This is a genomic window from Blautia sp. HA8986 (assembly GCF_056504635.1).
In genome coordinates this window covers 430681-446872 of the sequence record NZ_JBWLUQ010000003.1, presented here as the reverse complement: position 1 = coordinate 446872, position 16192 = coordinate 430681, and the positions used below count along the sequence as shown (strand labels likewise).

Here is a 16192-nt window from a genome sequence, read left to right as displayed (position 1 = left end):
GATCCGTTTTTCGGATGGAAGTACATTTCCGATGCTGTAATCCTGCCCAATACTTAAGTTATCTTATGCCTGAGCCTCTTTCAGCAAAGCAGACATTCGGAATCCGCTTCGCTACTTCCTCATGAACAAAAACAGGATTATGCCTGTTTTTGTTCAAACTGACTGTTATACAGATCCGCATAAAATCCCTTACGTGTCAGGAGCTCTTCATGATTTCCCTGCTCAATGATATCTCCATCCTTCATTACCAGGATCAGATCTGCATCCTTAATAGTAGACAATCTGTGGGCGATAACAAAACTTGTTCTGCCCTTCATCAGGTTATCCATAGCTTTCTGGATCTGCATCTCTGTTCTGGTATCAACGGAAGATGTAGCCTCATCAAGGATCAGGATCTTGTTATCTGCCAGGATGGCCCTCGCGATAGTAAGAAGCTGCTTCTGGCCCTGGGAAACATTGCTGGTCTCCTCGTCAAGTACCATCTGATAACCGCCAGGCTGCTGCATGATGAAATTATGGATATGAGCCGCTTTTGCTGCTGCGATCACCTCTTCATCCGTTGCGTCCAGTCTTCCGTAGCGGATATTTTCCATGATGGTTCCGGAAAACAGCCAGGTGTCCTGCAGCACCATTCCGAACATCTCACGGAGATTGCTGCGATTGAAGTTCCGGATATCATGTCCGTCAACCTTGATGCTTCCGCCGTTTACATCATAAAAACGCATCAGCAGCTTTACGATCGTCGTTTTTCCTGCACCTGTAGGTCCTACAATGGCAATCTTCTGACCGTCATGCACATCTGCGGAAAAATCATTTACAATGATCTTATCCGGGTTATAACCGAATTTCACATGCTCAAACTGCACATTTCCTTCCAGTCCCTCAATGGAATCCGGATTCTCCGGCTGAAGCTCTTCCTCCGGCTCCTCAAGAAATTCAAATACCCTCTCAGAAGCTGCCGCAGAGGACTGCAGAAGGTTTGTAACCTGGGCGATCTGCTGGATCGGCTGTGTAAAGTTACGGATATACTGGAAGAAGGACTGGATATCTCCAACCTCGATAGTTCCCTTGATGGCAAAAATTCCTCCGAGAAGTGCCACCATCACATATCCTAAGTTGCCTACAAACTGCATGATCGGCATCATCATCCCGGAAAAGAACTGAGATTTCCATGCTGACTCGTAGAGTTTCTGATTGTCGTGCTCAAATTCTTTCAGCACGTCCTGTTCTTTATTGAATACTCTTACTACATCATGGCCGCCGAAATTCTCTTCCACCTGACCATTTACTTTTCCCAGATACTCCTGCTGTGCCTGGAAATATTTCTGGGAGTGTTTCATTACTTTATTAATGATAAGCATGGAAACCGGCAGGATCAGTACTGCTGCCAGTGTCATCCACACATTGATGGAAAGCATCATAATAAATACACCGATCAGTGTTGTTACGGATGTGATCAGCTGTGTCATGCTCTGGTTGATGCTCATCTGCAGGGTATCCACATCATTTGTCACCCTGGAAAGGATCTCACCGTTTGTTCTGCTCTCAAAATAATTCATTGGCAGACGGTTGATCTTCTTTGAAATATCCTTTCGGAGATTGTATGTGACATCATTGGAAATCCCCGTCATGACAAAGCCCTGTATCAGGGAAAAGCACGCACTTGCCACATACAGTCCCAAAGTCCACAGAAGGATCATTCCGATCTTACTGAAATCAATACCGCCTGTGCCGTTTACCTTGGCGACCAGACCATTGAACAGCTCTGTGGTAGCTTTTCCAAGGATCTTCGGGCCTGCAATATTAAAAGCTGTACCTGCCACTGCAAAGATAAACATCAGGATAAAACGGATTTTATATCTGCCCATATAGCCAAAGAGCTTTTTCATGGAGCCTTTGAAGTCCTTGGCCTTCTCTGTTGGCTGCATTCCGTGTCCGCCCATAGGGCCTCTTCTTCTCTGCTGACTCATGCCAATTCCTCCTCTGATAACTGACTCATGGCAATCTGGCGATATACCTCGCAGGACTTCATCAGCTCCTTATGGCTTCCGATTCCTGCCATATGTCCATCGTCCAGTACAAGGATCTTATCTGCATTGAGGATCGTACTGATACGCTGTGCCACGATAATGGTTGTTGCTTCTTTTGTATATTCTTTCAGAGCTTTTCGAAGTGTGCTGTCTGTTTTGAAATCCAGTGCGGAAAAGCTATCGTCAAAGATAAAGATCTCCGGATCCTTTGCGATAGCTCTGGCAATGGAAAGCCTCTGCTTCTGTCCACCGGAAACATTGCTTCCTCCCTGTGCGATCGGAGTCTTATATCTCTCCGGCTTGGTGTCGATAAACTCCGTAGCCTGTGCAACCTCTGCTGCTTTTTTCACTGCGTCTTCCGGAATCTCTGTCTTTCCGTAACGGATATTGGAATCAATGGTTCCTGAGAAAAGTACACCCTTCTGCGGAACATATCCGATCCTGTCACGGACATCCTTCTGTGTCATTTTCCTGACATCCACGCCATCCACTTTCACAGCTCCTTCTGTTGCATCATAGAAACGCGGGATCAGATTGATCAGTGTACTCTTACCGCTTCCTGTACTTCCGATGATCGCTACTGTCTCACCTTTTTCTGCCTTAAAGGAAATGTCTGTGATAACATTCTCTCCTGCCTCCGGATATGCGAAGCTTACATGGTCGAATTCCACGGTTCCCTTTACATTCTCAGACGGCTGTACCGGATTCTCCGGATCGTGAACACTTACTTCTGTCTCCAGCACCTCATTGATACGACGTGCAGATACATTTGCTCGCGGCAGCATGATAGACATTGCCGTGATCATCAAAAATGACATGATGATCTGCATTGCATACTGGATAAACGCCATAACATCACCAACCTGCATGCTTCCGCTGTCTACCGCATAAGAACCGCTGTAAATGGTCAGTACAGAAACTGCGTTCATGATCAGCATCATCACCGGCAGCATAAATGTCATACAACGGTTTACAAAGAGGTTTGTCTTCATCAGAGTGATATTTGCATCCTCAAAACGCTCCTCCTCATGCTTCTCACGGCTGAATGCACGGATGACCGGAATACCGGTAAGGATTTCTCTTGTTACCAGGTTCAGCTTATCTACCATGGTCTGCAAAGCTGAAAATTTCGGCATTGCGATCTTAAACAGCAGTCCCATAAATGCCATGATCAGGACAATGGCAACCCCAAGGATCCATGTCATGGAGGAATCTCTCTGAAGCACCCGGATCACACCACCGATTCCAAGAATCGGCGCGTAAAGCACAATACGGAACATCATAGCCATTACCTGCTGGATCTGCTGGATATCGTTCGTGCATCGTGTGATCAGGGATGCTGTTGAAAACTTATGGTACTCTCTGCTGGAAAAACCTATGACTTTGTTATAAACCAGCCCACGGAGATCATGTCCCATAGATGCAGCAACTCTGGATGAAAAAAATACCACACATACTGCAGCCACCATAGTGACCAGTGCCATCAGCACCATGCGGATCCCTGTTGATTTCATGTAATCCATCTGTATGGCATCCACATCTTCACCCATGGCTTCATATTCTGCACGAACGTAGGAAACACCTGCCTGTATGATGATGGATTCCTGCATCTTGTCGATCTTTTCTCCGGCCTGGTCCTTCATAGCAGCCAAAGCCTCTGCCGGCATCTGAGAAAGAGCCGCCAGTGGATCAGTCCCTTCCGGTATTCCCATTTTTGCAAGAGCTGCCTTTGATTCCTCACTGTCGGACATCAGAGTAGAAACGATCACCATCGGTTTACCGAAGATATCATTGAGCTCTTCTCTGTCTTCTTTGGAGATTTTATCCTTTAATACCAGATCATCTCCCTTTTCCTCATAAAATCCATCCACAGTTTTCGCATCATCCTCTTCCATAAACAGCTTCAGACTGTCCATGGATGTCTTTCTAATCTTCTCAGGAACACTGTCTTCGATACCGTTCTGCTGAATTCCCACATTGATGATATTGGATGTATAATTCGGCAGAGACAGATCACAGTATGCCTGAAGAAAAAGAAGCGCAATGATGATCACGATGTAACCTGCAGATCGTTTCAAATATTTCATCAGTTTAATCACGTTTCTGTTCCTTCCTTTCTGTTATTTCATCCGGCTGAAGCTTTTCTATGACTTCCTCCGGCTGTATCTTTTCAATATTTACCAGGATCTGCTCCAGAAATCTCCGAAGCAGACATTGTTCCGCCTCACTGAAGCCTTCCATCATTACAGCCTCATTTTTATGGATCCGTTCCAGTGCTTTTGCCTTGATTTCCTTTCCCTTTTCTGTCATGTAGATCCTGGTCACACGCTGGTCCTTTTCATCCGGTTTCTTATAAAGAAAGCCTGCTTTCTCCAGTCTCTGTATCGATACATTTACCGTAGGCGGCTTGATATGCAAGATCTTTGCCAGCTCCCTCTGACTTAAGCCATCTTTCTTGGACACCAGTCCCAGAACCGGGATCTGTCCCGGATAAATGCCAAGTTCCTGCATCTGCCCAAAACATTTCGTCATAAAATGACGGTCCACCTTCATAAACAGAGATAAAAAACTGCTCTGCTTCTCTTTCTCATCGTCCTCCTCACAAAACACGCTGTCACTCCCTTCCTCCGTCAGAACTTCTGCTTTTTATTTCTTATCTTCCAGGCAGAAGTATCTTTCATCTTTAATTAGTCGGCTAACTATATATAATATACATCTGCACAAAAAATGCAACTGTTTTTTGTGTATTTTACACTTTTTTAAGATTTACAGTTTCTTTTATCTCCAATTAAAATCTGTTAATTAATTTGCCAAGCTAATTTATTTTCTGCTGTTTTCCAATTTTTTGCATAAATAAAAATACCCGCTCCGGAATTTTTCTATCCGAAACGGGTACTTCTTTCTGTTCCTGATTTTCTTATACAAACTGATTCACAGCCGGATCATAAGCATAATCAATCATGTCAAGCTTATCCTCCAGGTCTTTCCTGTTAAGTCCTCTGTCCTCACAGAAAGCATCCAGGGATCTGTAAAAATCCCGCAGCTGTGTATTTACGTAACTTAAAAGCATTACCGGGTCCTTTGGTATCATAATCTGTTTCCATCCTTTTGTCTGATATTTATAAGCTGCTTCCGGACAGCCTGATGACTGTCACTTGCAAAACATTAAATTTACTATCTTACCATTATCCTTTTTTGTCAAGTGTCCAATTAAAGTTTTTTCCATATTTGAAAGAACTGCCAAATTCTGATTTTCATTCTAAAACGAATTTCTATCAGAAACGACAGTTCTTTTCACAGTCAATCTATCTGTAATTTTATGGAGTTATTTTTTATTTCGTGCTGACGGTAAACTCTCCGTCCTTCACATCCAGCACAATGGTATCTCCGGCATGTACATCACCGGAAAGGATTTTCTTGGCTGTCAGTGTCTCAACATAATTCTGGAGATAACGCTTCAGAGGACGTGCGCCGTAAACCGGATCATAGCCGTTATCCACTACCATCTGTTTGGCAGCATCTGTAAGCTCCAGGGAAAGCTCCTGGTCAGCCAGACGGTCACTGAGTTCTCTTACCATCAGATCAACAATCTTGCCAATGTTATTCTTAGTCAGTGGCTTGAACATGATAATCTCATCCAGACGGTTCAGAAACTCCGGACGGAAGTGTCCACGGAGATCTCCCATAACCTGCTCCTGTGCCTCCGGCTTGATATCTCCCTTCTCGTCGATACCATCAAGAAGATACGGAGAACCAATGTTGGAGGTCATGATCAGGATCGTATTCTTGAAATCAACGGTACGTCCCTGAGAATCTGTGATACGTCCATCATCCAGTACCTGCAGAAGTACATTGAATACATCTGGATGAGCCTTCTCGATCTCATCGAAAAGAACAACACTGTACGGTTTTCTTCGGACGGCCTCTGTCAGCTGTCCTCCTTCCTCATATCCGACATATCCTGGAGGCGCTCCGATCAGACGGGACACGGAATATTTCTCCATGTATTCACTCATATCAATACGCACCATATTCTGCTCATCATCAAACAATGTGGCAGCCAGAGTCTTGGCAAGCTCTGTTTTACCAACACCGGTTGGTCCAAGGAACAGGAATGAACCGATCGGTTTTGTGGGATCTTTGATTCCTGCTTTGGAACGAAGGATCGCATCTGTTACAAGGCGAACACCCTCATCCTGTCCTACTACTCGTTTATGAAGTTCATCCTCAAGACCGAGAAGTTTCGTTCTCTCACCCTCAGTCAGTTTCGTTACCGGAATACCGGTCCATCTGGAAATGATACGGGCAATTTCATCATCTGTGACAGCCTCATGTACCAGGCTTCTGTCACTTTCTTTGACCTGCTTCTCCTCAACCTCCAGCTGCTGCTGAAGCTTCGGCAGTTCGCCGTACTGCAGCTCTGCTGCTTTCTCCAGATCGTAGTTCTGTTTCGCCTTCTGAATCTGTTTATTGATATCCTCGATCTGCTCACGTAATTTCTGAAGCTTCTCTACGGAATGTTTTTCATTGTCCCACTGTGCTTTCTGGGTGTTAAAAGCATCTCTCATTTCTGCCAGTTCCTTCTGCAGTTCTGCCAGACGCTCTTTACTTAAGTTATCTGTCTCTTTTTTCAGGGCAGATTCCTCGATCTCCAGCTGCATGATTTTACGTCTCTGCTCATCCAGCTCTGTCGGCATGGAATCCAGTTCCGTCTTGATCAGCGCACAGGCCTCATCTACAAGGTCAATGGCCTTATCCGGAAGGAAACGGTCTGTAATATAACGATGTGAAAGTGTGGCAGCTGCAACCAGGGCACTGTCTGTGATCTTTACACCGTGGAATACCTCATATCTCTCCTTCAGTCCACGAAGGATGGAAATGGTATCTTCTACAGTCGGCTCATCTACCATAACCGGCTGAAAACGACGGGCAAGTGCCGCATCTTTTTCAATGTACTGGCGGTACTCATCCAGAGTTGTTGCACCGATACAGTGCAGCTCACCTCTGGCGAGCATAGGCTTCAGCATGTTTCCTGCATCCATGGCACCGTCTGTCTTGCCGGCACCAACGATCAGATGAAGCTCATCGATAAACAGGATGATCTCACCCTCACTCTTCTTCACTTCCTCAAGAACTGCTTTCAGACGTTCCTCAAACTCACCACGATACTTGGCGCCTGCAACCAGAGCACCCATATCCAGAGCAAAAATCTTCTTATTCTTAAGACCTTCCGGTACATCTCCGGCTACAATACGCTGTGCCAGTCCCTCAATGGCTGCTGTTTTACCAACGCCAGGCTCACCGATGAGAACCGGATTGTTTTTGGTCTTACGGGAGAGGATACGGATAATATTCCGGATCTCCGCATCACGGCCGATCACCGGATCAAGCTTCTGATTCTTCGCCTTCTCCACAAGATCCTCACCATATTTATTCAGAGTATCATAGGTTGCCTCCGGGTTGTCACTGACAACTCTCTGGTTTCCTCTGACTGTAGACAGTGCCTGAAGAAAACGCTCTCTGGTGATTCCAAACTCATTGAATATTTTCTTCATGCTCGGGCTTGGATTCTTCAGCATGGAAAGAAAGAGATGCTCAACCGATACATACTCATCTCCCATAGCTTTCGCTTCATCCTCTGCACTGACCAGTGCCTTGTTCAGATACTGGCCAAAGTGAAGCTGTCCACCGGAAACCTTAACTTTGGCATCCAATGCTTTCTTTACTGTGTCAATAAAATATTCCTTCTGGATCTCCATCTTCTCGATCAGCTTGAGGATCAGGCTGTCCTCCTGTGTCAGCAAGGCATACAGAAGGTGTTCCTCCTCGATCTCCTGATTGCCATATTCATAAGCAATCTTCTCAAGATCCTGGACAGCCTGTACGGATTTCTGTGTAAATTTACTGATATTCATAGGCTTTCCTCCTATTCTATGAAAAGCATTTCCAATATTCGCATACTGGAAATGCCGTGCTTTTTTCTTGTTCTAGGAGAACTATAACACCTTTTGTTAGCACTGTCAATAGGTGAGTGCTAATTATTTTGTGAACTCTCTGTGAAATTTTCTGCAAGCCCAGTAAAATCAATGGTTTGCGGCATTTATGAGTTTTGTTATTTCTGATTTATTTTCTGCTTTTTAATGGTTTGACACCAATTTGACACCAATTTTTATTTTTTTGGTGTCAGCCATTCATTACCAATCCGTCCAGTCTGGCAATCTCTTTTTCTATCCTGTCCATTCCTGCCAAGTGATTATATACTTCCATCGTTATCACAGCCTCACCACTACAAAGAATAATTGCAACAACCATATAAATATTAGCTGTACCTATACTGGTTCCGGAGTTTGTCTGCACTATACTCTTTAATGTAACTCCTCCAATATGTATCGCATCCACCCCTGCTGCAAGAAATGCAATTCCTACAACACTTCCTATAATTCCTATCACGCAAAAAACAAAAACAATACTGCAAAGTATTTTTCCAAGTTTTGAAAGTTTCTGTATTTTGTCCAAAGAACTCATATAATTCACCGCCTTTCATCCTTTTCTAGGCTTCTTTTATCAAGGATTACGACATATCCCGCATTAACAGCTTTTACATCACCGAAGTTCTTGGTTAGATGACTTATTTTTATGATATCTGATCCCATTTTGTTCTCCTTTTTTCTCAACCTGCTCTACAATTTTTAACAACAGAAGCAACAACATTGATATAGATTTTATGTATCTGATTTTGTTTTATCGTATATTTATCTATATGTCTATATGAGCATTACCAAAATGCATAATATATGAACCAAGATGCAAGAAAACGCAAAAAAGGGCGCAGGATATTCATAAATGCATAGTTGTCGCCCGGTGAACCATCCCGGATCTGATAAATTCCAAATGTCCGTCTTGTTCCTAATAACAGATTTGCTTCTTTCAATGACTGAATCTGTGGATACTTCTGCATTTCCCATTCCAGGTTACGTAGTTACAATAATTCTGTTATTTTTACTCTTGTGTTACCCAAACCCATTTCCAGTCTGGGTCTGTAATAACTCATATTCTGAAATGACAGCGCTGCCATATTTTTCCCTTTTTAGGGAGTTAAAAATAAGGACTAAATTAGTGCAACCCCTTGTATTTACTGGAGTTTTCTAACTTGTCCCTATTATAACTCGACCATGAGGTGTGATATTTGGCATCTGCACTCGATAAATGTCATTGTATCTGCCGACCATATGATTAAATCGGTGCTGCCAGTGCATTGCCACAAGGGGCATTCCATTGTCATCGTAAAACAGGAATCCACTGTAGCCATCAATGGATTTTTCCACTTTGAGAGCATTTCTGTCCTCGCTGATTGCCTGAAACATCTGTGCCACATCCTCTGTGATTGGCAATACTCTTGTTCCTGCATCCGTCTTCGTAGTTTCTATGATATATCGCATATCTGACGTTCTCTGCAACTGGTGGGCAATATTCACAGTTCTGTTCTCAAGATCAATATCCTTCAGCGTCAGTCCACAAAATTCTGATATTCGCATTCCCGTATGAAAGAGTATGTACACCACTTCATAATATTTACAGCACACCGCATTGTCATACACAAACGTCAGGAACAGAAGAAACGCCTTGAAAATGCTGTTTATGTCGGCGGTTTGTTTGATGTTCTGATTGGTGTATTTTTTACTGCTGCATTCATTATGTTCAGACGCGCATTGGTATCATTTTTCCTAGAAGAAGACCAACTGATTGTTCAGGCTGCATCCTTCCTTTGGGTAATTGGCTTATCCGCTCCTATGCTTGGGATTACAAATATTGTAACATCTTATTTTCAAGTTTTGGGAAAGGCATTCAATTCCATGATCATCACTATGCTACGAAATGTTATACTCTTTATTCCAGGAGTAATAGTAATGAATCTATTTTGGAAGTTACCCGGTGTAATTGCTACTCAGCCAGTGGTTGAGACGATTGTCGCAGCAATGAGTATCATTCTGTATGTTATCAATAAACGAAAAGTAATTGAATAATATGCATAAACTAAGCTGCGGGCATCCAATTAGTCCTGCGGCTTTTGCTTTACGATTTGAGGTCATAGATTAAAATTCGGTATATCACATCATCGGCAAAAACGCCATTCTTTTTGCTCACCGCACTATTTTTTAGCCGATATAACAATTATATCATCTAATAAATTTTACTTTCATTTTCTCACATGATCATGAGACTTTTTTCGTTCAAATTGTGCAATCATATGTAAAAGGAGGATGTTCCTTATCAAAATAAAAATGGCGAAGTGCTTATCGTAACACTCCGCCGAAAGCCTAACCGATTTGAGCAAAAAGTGCTTGATTAGGTCTGCTTTATTATTTTATGCAATTCCACTGCATTTATACACTTAAATGTTCTTTCCAATCCGCAGGAAGATTCATTGCTGCGAGACTGACCACACCATTATTATTTTGAATCAGCTTATCGAAAGCATTTACAAATACTGTCCACTCCTCATCAGATGAACGCAGGTACTTCATCGCCAGTAAGATTTGATACAAGCCATTATGCGCTGGTGGTGGCGTAATTTTATCTACATCCAGAATCTCCGGTGTCGTATGAATTGTACGATTATAAATTCTGGAATTATGAGCACACATATTACGCAATACTGAAGCACCCTGTATCCATGAAGCAAGCATTTTCTGTGATGGTTTTACCAAATTTCCTTTTTTCGATTTATACTGATAATTTGACGCCAAGATAGAATATGATCTTCCGGTACCTGTTTTCAAATTCTTAATTATCTTCGACAATGTACCGAACTAAAGGACTTCAACGGCCGCCCATACAGGTACTTCTCCATCATGATTGTCAAAATTATGTTTGATAAACACATCATTAGAGCGAGCAATTTCTGACGCTACAGTAGCCATATTCTGCCAATACCGTTTTTTCTCTTTAAAAATCGATGAATCTTGCAAAACAAGTGGTTCTCCGTGTATAAGCAATGCTTCCACCAATCGCACTCTCAAAGCAACCTCAATCTTAGAAATCATTGAAAAAACCAAAGCAGATAATTCCTGATCAAATTGATACAATTTTATAACATCTTCAAACTTTGTTCCCAGAACATACTTCTTTGCAGCATTATCATATAATTGAAACGAGTAGCCTCTCAAACGATAAAATCCAATTGACTTTAATGCCTTCTCTACATCTTCTTGAGATGTAATCTTCATTCCTGCATCTATATAAGATTGCACCTGCTGTTCTATTGTTAATATTTGTTTTGGATATTGATACATAAAACACCCCATAAATAAGAAAGTCCCACCGGGTTGCACATGAAAAATCAGAGGCGTGGTGGGTTCTGTTAATGTTATTATACAGCTTTCAATGTCACTGTCAAGATTGTTTTTGTAAAAAAATCAGCAATTTATTTATAAAATTCTTTTGAGCATTTATGCGCGTTTATGCTCAGATCTCAGATCTACAATTCATCTCACTACCTGCAGAGGTAGGAGAATTCTTGTTATATATTATGTTAAACACTATAATAGTGAATTCTCACAACTCCAAAAGTCTCGCCTGAAACTGACAGATGTGCTTAATTGAATTATACATTTCAATTTTCAAATTTTTAACAGGCAGGACATTAGCCCTGTATTTCTGATTACTTTCATTTTTTATTATCATAAATCTTTCCAAAGAAAAACTCCCCTGATAAACTGGGGAGCCTCCAGAAGCTATACCTTACGGTCCTACGGCTTCGTTTAAACATTTATAAAGTACCCACTGTATCTTGATTGCTCAAGTGTGGAACTTAATCATAGCATCTCTGTTCCTCTTTATTATATGCAACTACCTTCTCTTTTTAAATTTATAGAATGGTTTTGATGCTGTGTTCTGAACAAAACAATACTTCTTATACTAACTGACGCTTATTCCCGTCCAACTACTAAATGCTCTCAGGAATGAGTTCAGTTCCTGGTATCCAAGCAGAAATGAGATATCATCCGTGCTCATATCTGTATTTTTTATATAATGTTTCGCAAGCAACTCCCTTACACCGTTCAACTGCTTTTGAAAAGAAGTATCCTCTTCAGTCAGTTTCCTTTGAAGCGTCCGTTTGCTGATTCCCAGCTTTTCAGCCACACCGTCAGCTGTTCCACCACCACCTGGAAGAAGTTCCGTTAATGCACTTCTAACCTTCGCTGCAAAGGTATCATCCTTTTCCATTTCATACAGTCTTTTCTGAAGCTCCGGTTCAAAGAAATTCCACATTCCTTCATTAAAGCTTATGAAAGGCTTCTCCATATCTTCAGTTGTGAAAATCAGGACATTTTCGTTACTTTTCTTAACCGCACAGTCTGTGAAATTTTTAAATTCCTTATCAGTGACCGGCTGCTGCATCAGAACCTCTACAGGAGAAATGCGGCTCTTTGTTGCTTTTCTAATAATATTTATAATGAACACCATCTCTGTTTCCACAAGGAACTGCGGCATGGTCAGTTCTTCTTTGCCTGCCTCAATCACAAGCTTCACTTTTCCATCTGTTTCGTATAATTCATACCGCATAGGAGCAATGATCCGCTTATAAGCACTAAGTCTCTCCATGCATACGTTGCCATTCTTGCTACAGTATGCCGCAAAGATCGGCGGTGAAAAGCTCTCAATATTATCAGCAGAAGCAAGCAATATTGGCAGCTTCGGATCCGTAACCTGTCTTCCTACTGCACTTATAAAGGCATAGTAATCGACTTCATCCAGTACCGGCTTATTCCAGCTGAAAAGTTCCTCAGTCACACCGGCTTCTTTTAATGCTTCACCAACTTTTACACCAATCATTTCAAGATATTTTCCATATTGTCCATCTAAAATATATTTGTCCATTTGCTTTCCTTATTTTCTCTTTGCATTTCCTACACGCTGCTGATCGTATACAAAACTCAACATGGTCTTCTTCGGGAATAAAGGAGCCAGTTTCATCATAGGAGTCTGCCATCCCGGAAGCCCCGAGATCACATTAAGTTTTCCTTTCAACACATCATAACCAGCCTTAGCTACCCTGGCAGGATCTACGGCATTTGAAAACAGCTTTGTATCAGAAAGTCCACCTGCACTGATAAAACCAGTCTGCATTGCACCAGGCATCAAGGCCGTTACTGTAACACCAGTTTCCTGGAGTTCACGCCACAGAGCATTTGACCAGCTTGTAACATATGCCTTAATCGCATAATATACTGCCTGCAAAGGTCCTGGCATTGTTGCAGCTGTTGATGATACATTCAGTACCCTGCCATTTCCCCTTTTTATGAAATCTGGAAGAAACAGTTTACAAAGCCTTGTGGGTGTTTCAATGTTTACAGCGATCATGGACATATCCTGTTCCATCGTCCTCTCTCTTGCAAAATCACCCTGACCGCCAAAACCTGCATTGTTAATCAGGTAATCCACCTGCCACCTTTTTTCCTTGCAAGTATCATAAATCAACTGAGCTGCATCAGGTGAAGATAGATCTGCCGCAATTGTGTGTACTCCCACATCATACAGTTTGCGTATGCTATCTGCCTGTTCATCAAGTTTTTTCTGATTTCTTCCCACCAGAATCAGATTTCCACCATCGCCTGCATGAATATTTACAAAACATGTGCCAAGACCGCCATAAGAACCTGTAATAAGTGCCGTTTTTTTATTTTCCATAGTATTGTCTCCTTTTTCTGTTGCTTATTTTTGATGATACAATTATATGAAAAAGTAACTCTCTATTGAACAACATTAAATGTCATTATCATATCAATTCACGCCAAATTTATCATCATAAAATACCACCATACAGCAAGGAGGATAAGACCTTACACATTCTACCCTATCACACTCGCACCAAATGGCATGAAAGAGAGTCTTGCCATTTTGAAGAACTGCTTTCCAAATGGAATTCCAACAATTGTAATACACCATATGCAACCTGCAAAAATCCATGCCAGTCCGCCCAATAATCCTCCAAATATAAACCAAAGGATATTACCTATAGTTCTCATGACAACATCTCCTCCTTATCCAATGTCTAATATTCTTTTGCAATTTCCTCTGTTATCTCATATATCTCTTTAAATTTTTCTAAGTCCTCTGGATATCTGATCAGTATGATTTCTTCGATTTTTCCGGTCCGTATGTCTTTGAATCCTGCTACTTCTTCTCCAGTACATATGCTTACACGAATAACTGGTTTCATATGTTCTCGGTCATATGTTTTTTTCACGATTTTCTTTTTGAATAATCCCATGCTACCTCCCCATCTCCGAATATCTTCGACAACAAGATCAACTTTTTAATTTCTGGAACATTTTTCTGCATCAATCGCAAGTACAAACATCAGAGCATCCAACGCATTTCCTGGATTCTGTACATCAACGACATATGTATCAGTCATATGAAACAGTTCTTTATTGACCCGTGCAATTAAATATCTGCTTTGATCAAGAATGCTATAGTCCCATTCCATAATGGTTCCATCAATATGCCATCCATTGTAATCAATATTATAACGCGGCGTCAGGAATGAGAATTCTTTGCTCAGGCATCCTGTATAACTGCCGTTTTTATAAATCTCAAATTTAGGAAGAAAGGTAAGAACTTTCTGAACAACCATTCCTGCTTCATTTCCATAGGCATCATAAATTACAAGTTTATGTTCCCAGGACAACTGACCTTTTACTACATAAACAGTGTTGCCTGCTTCATCATAGATATCATAACTGTCAAACCATGAAAACAACCTTTGTTTAAACAATAGCTTCATAACTTTTCACCACTCTCTCCAACAGATATAATTGGTTCTTTATAAGTACCATAATACCATGTCAGAACACTTTAAAAAATATGTAAATCGAAGAATTAACCCATCTTATTGCACAGATTATGATAAAACATATATTTCTAGCTATAAATCTCTACTTGTTCCCAAAAAGATATAAAAAAAACCATCTACTGCTTGTTTACGGTAGATGATCTTTTCATTGCAATCTTCAATTAATATCATACTGAGCTGCTTGTCATCCCCAAAAACTTGAAGCTCTCAATTTCAAGTGGGGAGAAATAAGAGACACGGCCGTTGCTACCGAGCAGGCTGGAAGTTCATCTTTTGTCTTCATACTCTCTCGGATCAAAATGATAATGTGGGAATGGGGACGATGCTTATGGTTTTTTTACTGTTCCTAGTGGCACCCTATTATATTTTACCACCCCTTAAACACTGATACTTGGTAAGTTGTTACATTTTCCGGATTCTCCAATGCTTTTCTCCGCCATGCATTTGGTGAAATTCCCGTTATTTTCTTAAAATTACGCATAAATGTAGATAACACTGGGTATCCTACAGAATTAGACACTTTTTCTATGGAACATTTTTCTTTTGCGAGCATTTCACAGGCTTTCTTAATCCGAACCAGATTTAGATATTCTGATGGTGTAATATTAGTAGACTCTATAAAGATCCTCCGCATATGTGTCTCACTCAGATTACATACCCTTGCAAAATCCTTTCCCCCGATGTCCTCCATATAATGTAATTCTATATAACTTATAATTTTACGTGTATAATCTAAAGTTTCCCTAGAATTATTCTGAAACTTTATGTTTTCATTATCTAAACGATCAAAAAACAGCACAAGATTAAACGCAAGCGCTGAAACAGTATATCTATAATTTGCTTGTCTCAGCTGTATTTCTTCTGTTATCATCTGCATAAGCGTCACAGTCTTCGTGCTTCCAGCATTCTCCAAAACACTTATTTTCTGCGATAGATTCTGTTCAACATAAATATATTTTTCTGGAGCATTTACAAAACCTCTTTTTAAAATTTCTTCCACATCCACAAATAAATATTCCCATTTTTGTTTTTTTCCACGTTCCTCCGGTGTAGGACATGTCCGATGTGGTGTGTTTTTAGGAATAAATGTTATCGTACCGGCATGATATGGCAGTTCTTTTTCTGCGACATATATGGTTCCATTTCCATAATGGCAATATCCTATCTCCAAACAATTATGAAAGTGCATATTATCTGTCCCATAAATAGTTTCCCATTTTTTACCACTTAATGCCATAACGGGAAGATCCTGAGAAATTTCATAATAACGGTATTCTGCCTTTCGCATTTTTCCTCACATCCT

At 41.1% G+C, this 16192-nt stretch carries 14 protein-coding genes and 2 pseudogenes; 1 reads left to right on the top strand and 15 read right to left on the bottom strand.

The genetic code is table 11. The features are described from left to right. Window positions 1–137 precede the first annotated feature (137 nt). The 8 genes and pseudogenes from AC04Q4_RS16810 to AC04Q4_RS16775 all read right to left on the bottom strand — a co-directional run. Entirely contained in the window at window positions 138–1970 is a 1833-nt protein-coding gene (locus AC04Q4_RS16810) for an ABC transporter transmembrane domain-containing protein (protein ID WP_476389342.1), read from the bottom strand. Beyond that, the gene (locus AC04Q4_RS16805; protein ID WP_476389341.1) at window positions 1967–4129 is read right to left on the bottom strand and encodes an ABC transporter transmembrane domain-containing protein; all 2163 of its coding nucleotides are present in this window, start codon (window positions 4127–4129) and stop codon (window positions 1967–1969) included. Before AC04Q4_RS16805 ends, AC04Q4_RS16810 begins: the two co-directional genes overlap by 4 nt. Continuing rightward, window positions 4122–4640, bottom strand: coding sequence for a MarR family transcriptional regulator (locus AC04Q4_RS16800; protein WP_476389340.1), 519 nt, complete (start codon window positions 4638–4640; stop codon window positions 4122–4124). Before AC04Q4_RS16800 ends, AC04Q4_RS16805 begins: the two co-directional genes overlap by 8 nt. Before the next feature lie 307 nt (window positions 4641–4947). Further along, complete coding sequence (locus tag AC04Q4_RS16795; RefSeq protein WP_119239034.1) at window positions 4948–5121, bottom strand: DUF4250 domain-containing protein; 174 nt, start codon at window positions 5119–5121, stop codon at window positions 4948–4950. A gap of 241 nt (window positions 5122–5362) precedes the next feature. After that, entirely contained in the window at window positions 5363–7945 is a 2583-nt protein-coding gene (clpB, locus tag AC04Q4_RS16790) for an ATP-dependent chaperone ClpB (RefSeq protein WP_476389339.1), read from the bottom strand. A 268-nt stretch (window positions 7946–8213) separates the two neighbouring features. Continuing rightward, a complete protein-coding gene (locus AC04Q4_RS16785) occupies window positions 8214–8564 on the bottom strand; it encodes a hypothetical protein (RefSeq protein ID WP_173757484.1) in 351 nt (116 codons plus the stop codon). Then, window positions 8561–8683: a hypothetical protein gene (locus tag AC04Q4_RS16780; protein WP_274602631.1), complete on the bottom strand. Its 123-nt coding sequence runs from the start codon at window positions 8681–8683 to the stop codon at window positions 8561–8563. Before AC04Q4_RS16780 ends, AC04Q4_RS16785 begins: the two co-directional genes overlap by 4 nt. 519 nt (window positions 8684–9202) lie before the next feature. Beyond that, a pseudogene (locus tag AC04Q4_RS16775) lies at window positions 9203–9640 on the bottom strand (tyrosine-type recombinase/integrase); the annotation flags it as partial. Here AC04Q4_RS16775 and AC04Q4_RS16770 point away from each other — a divergent pair. Then, window positions 9572–10054 carry an MATE family efflux transporter gene (locus AC04Q4_RS16770; RefSeq protein WP_173737438.1) on the top strand — a complete coding sequence of 161 codons (483 nt, stop codon included), beginning with the start codon at window positions 9572–9574 and terminating at the stop codon, window positions 10052–10054. The pseudogene AC04Q4_RS16775 and the gene AC04Q4_RS16770 sit on opposite strands and share 69 nt — an antisense overlap. Before the next feature lie 360 nt (window positions 10055–10414). Here the strand turns inward: AC04Q4_RS16770 and AC04Q4_RS16765 are convergent. The 7 genes and pseudogenes from AC04Q4_RS16765 to AC04Q4_RS16735 form a co-directional block, all read right to left on the bottom strand. Next, window positions 10415–11257 (bottom strand): annotated as a pseudogene (locus tag AC04Q4_RS16765) (Abi family protein). Window positions 11258–11948: 691 nt separating this feature from the next. Beyond that, entirely contained in the window at window positions 11949–12911 is a 963-nt protein-coding gene (locus tag AC04Q4_RS16760; protein ID WP_173757483.1) for a helix-turn-helix domain-containing protein, read from the bottom strand. A 9-nt stretch (window positions 12912–12920) separates the two neighbouring features. After that, window positions 12921–13721 (bottom strand): SDR family NAD(P)-dependent oxidoreductase, encoded by an 801-nt coding sequence (locus tag AC04Q4_RS16755; protein WP_173757482.1) that lies wholly within the window; start codon window positions 13719–13721, stop codon window positions 12921–12923. A 161-nt stretch (window positions 13722–13882) separates the two neighbouring features. Beyond that, the gene (locus tag AC04Q4_RS16750; RefSeq protein WP_173737434.1) at window positions 13883–14059 is read right to left on the bottom strand and encodes a YccF domain-containing protein; all 177 of its coding nucleotides are present in this window, start codon (window positions 14057–14059) and stop codon (window positions 13883–13885) included. Between the two features lie 26 nt (window positions 14060–14085). Continuing rightward, window positions 14086–14304, bottom strand: coding sequence for an aspartate dehydrogenase (locus AC04Q4_RS16745; RefSeq protein ID WP_173737433.1), 219 nt, complete (start codon window positions 14302–14304; stop codon window positions 14086–14088). A 45-nt stretch (window positions 14305–14349) separates the two neighbouring features. After that, a complete protein-coding gene (locus AC04Q4_RS16740; RefSeq protein WP_195455391.1) occupies window positions 14350–14820 on the bottom strand; it encodes an LURP-one-related/scramblase family protein in 471 nt (156 codons plus the stop codon). A gap of 436 nt (window positions 14821–15256) precedes the next feature. Beyond that, window positions 15257–16177, bottom strand: coding sequence for an AraC family transcriptional regulator (locus AC04Q4_RS16735; protein ID WP_195455392.1), 921 nt, complete (start codon window positions 16175–16177; stop codon window positions 15257–15259). Window positions 16178–16192 lie beyond the last annotated feature (15 nt).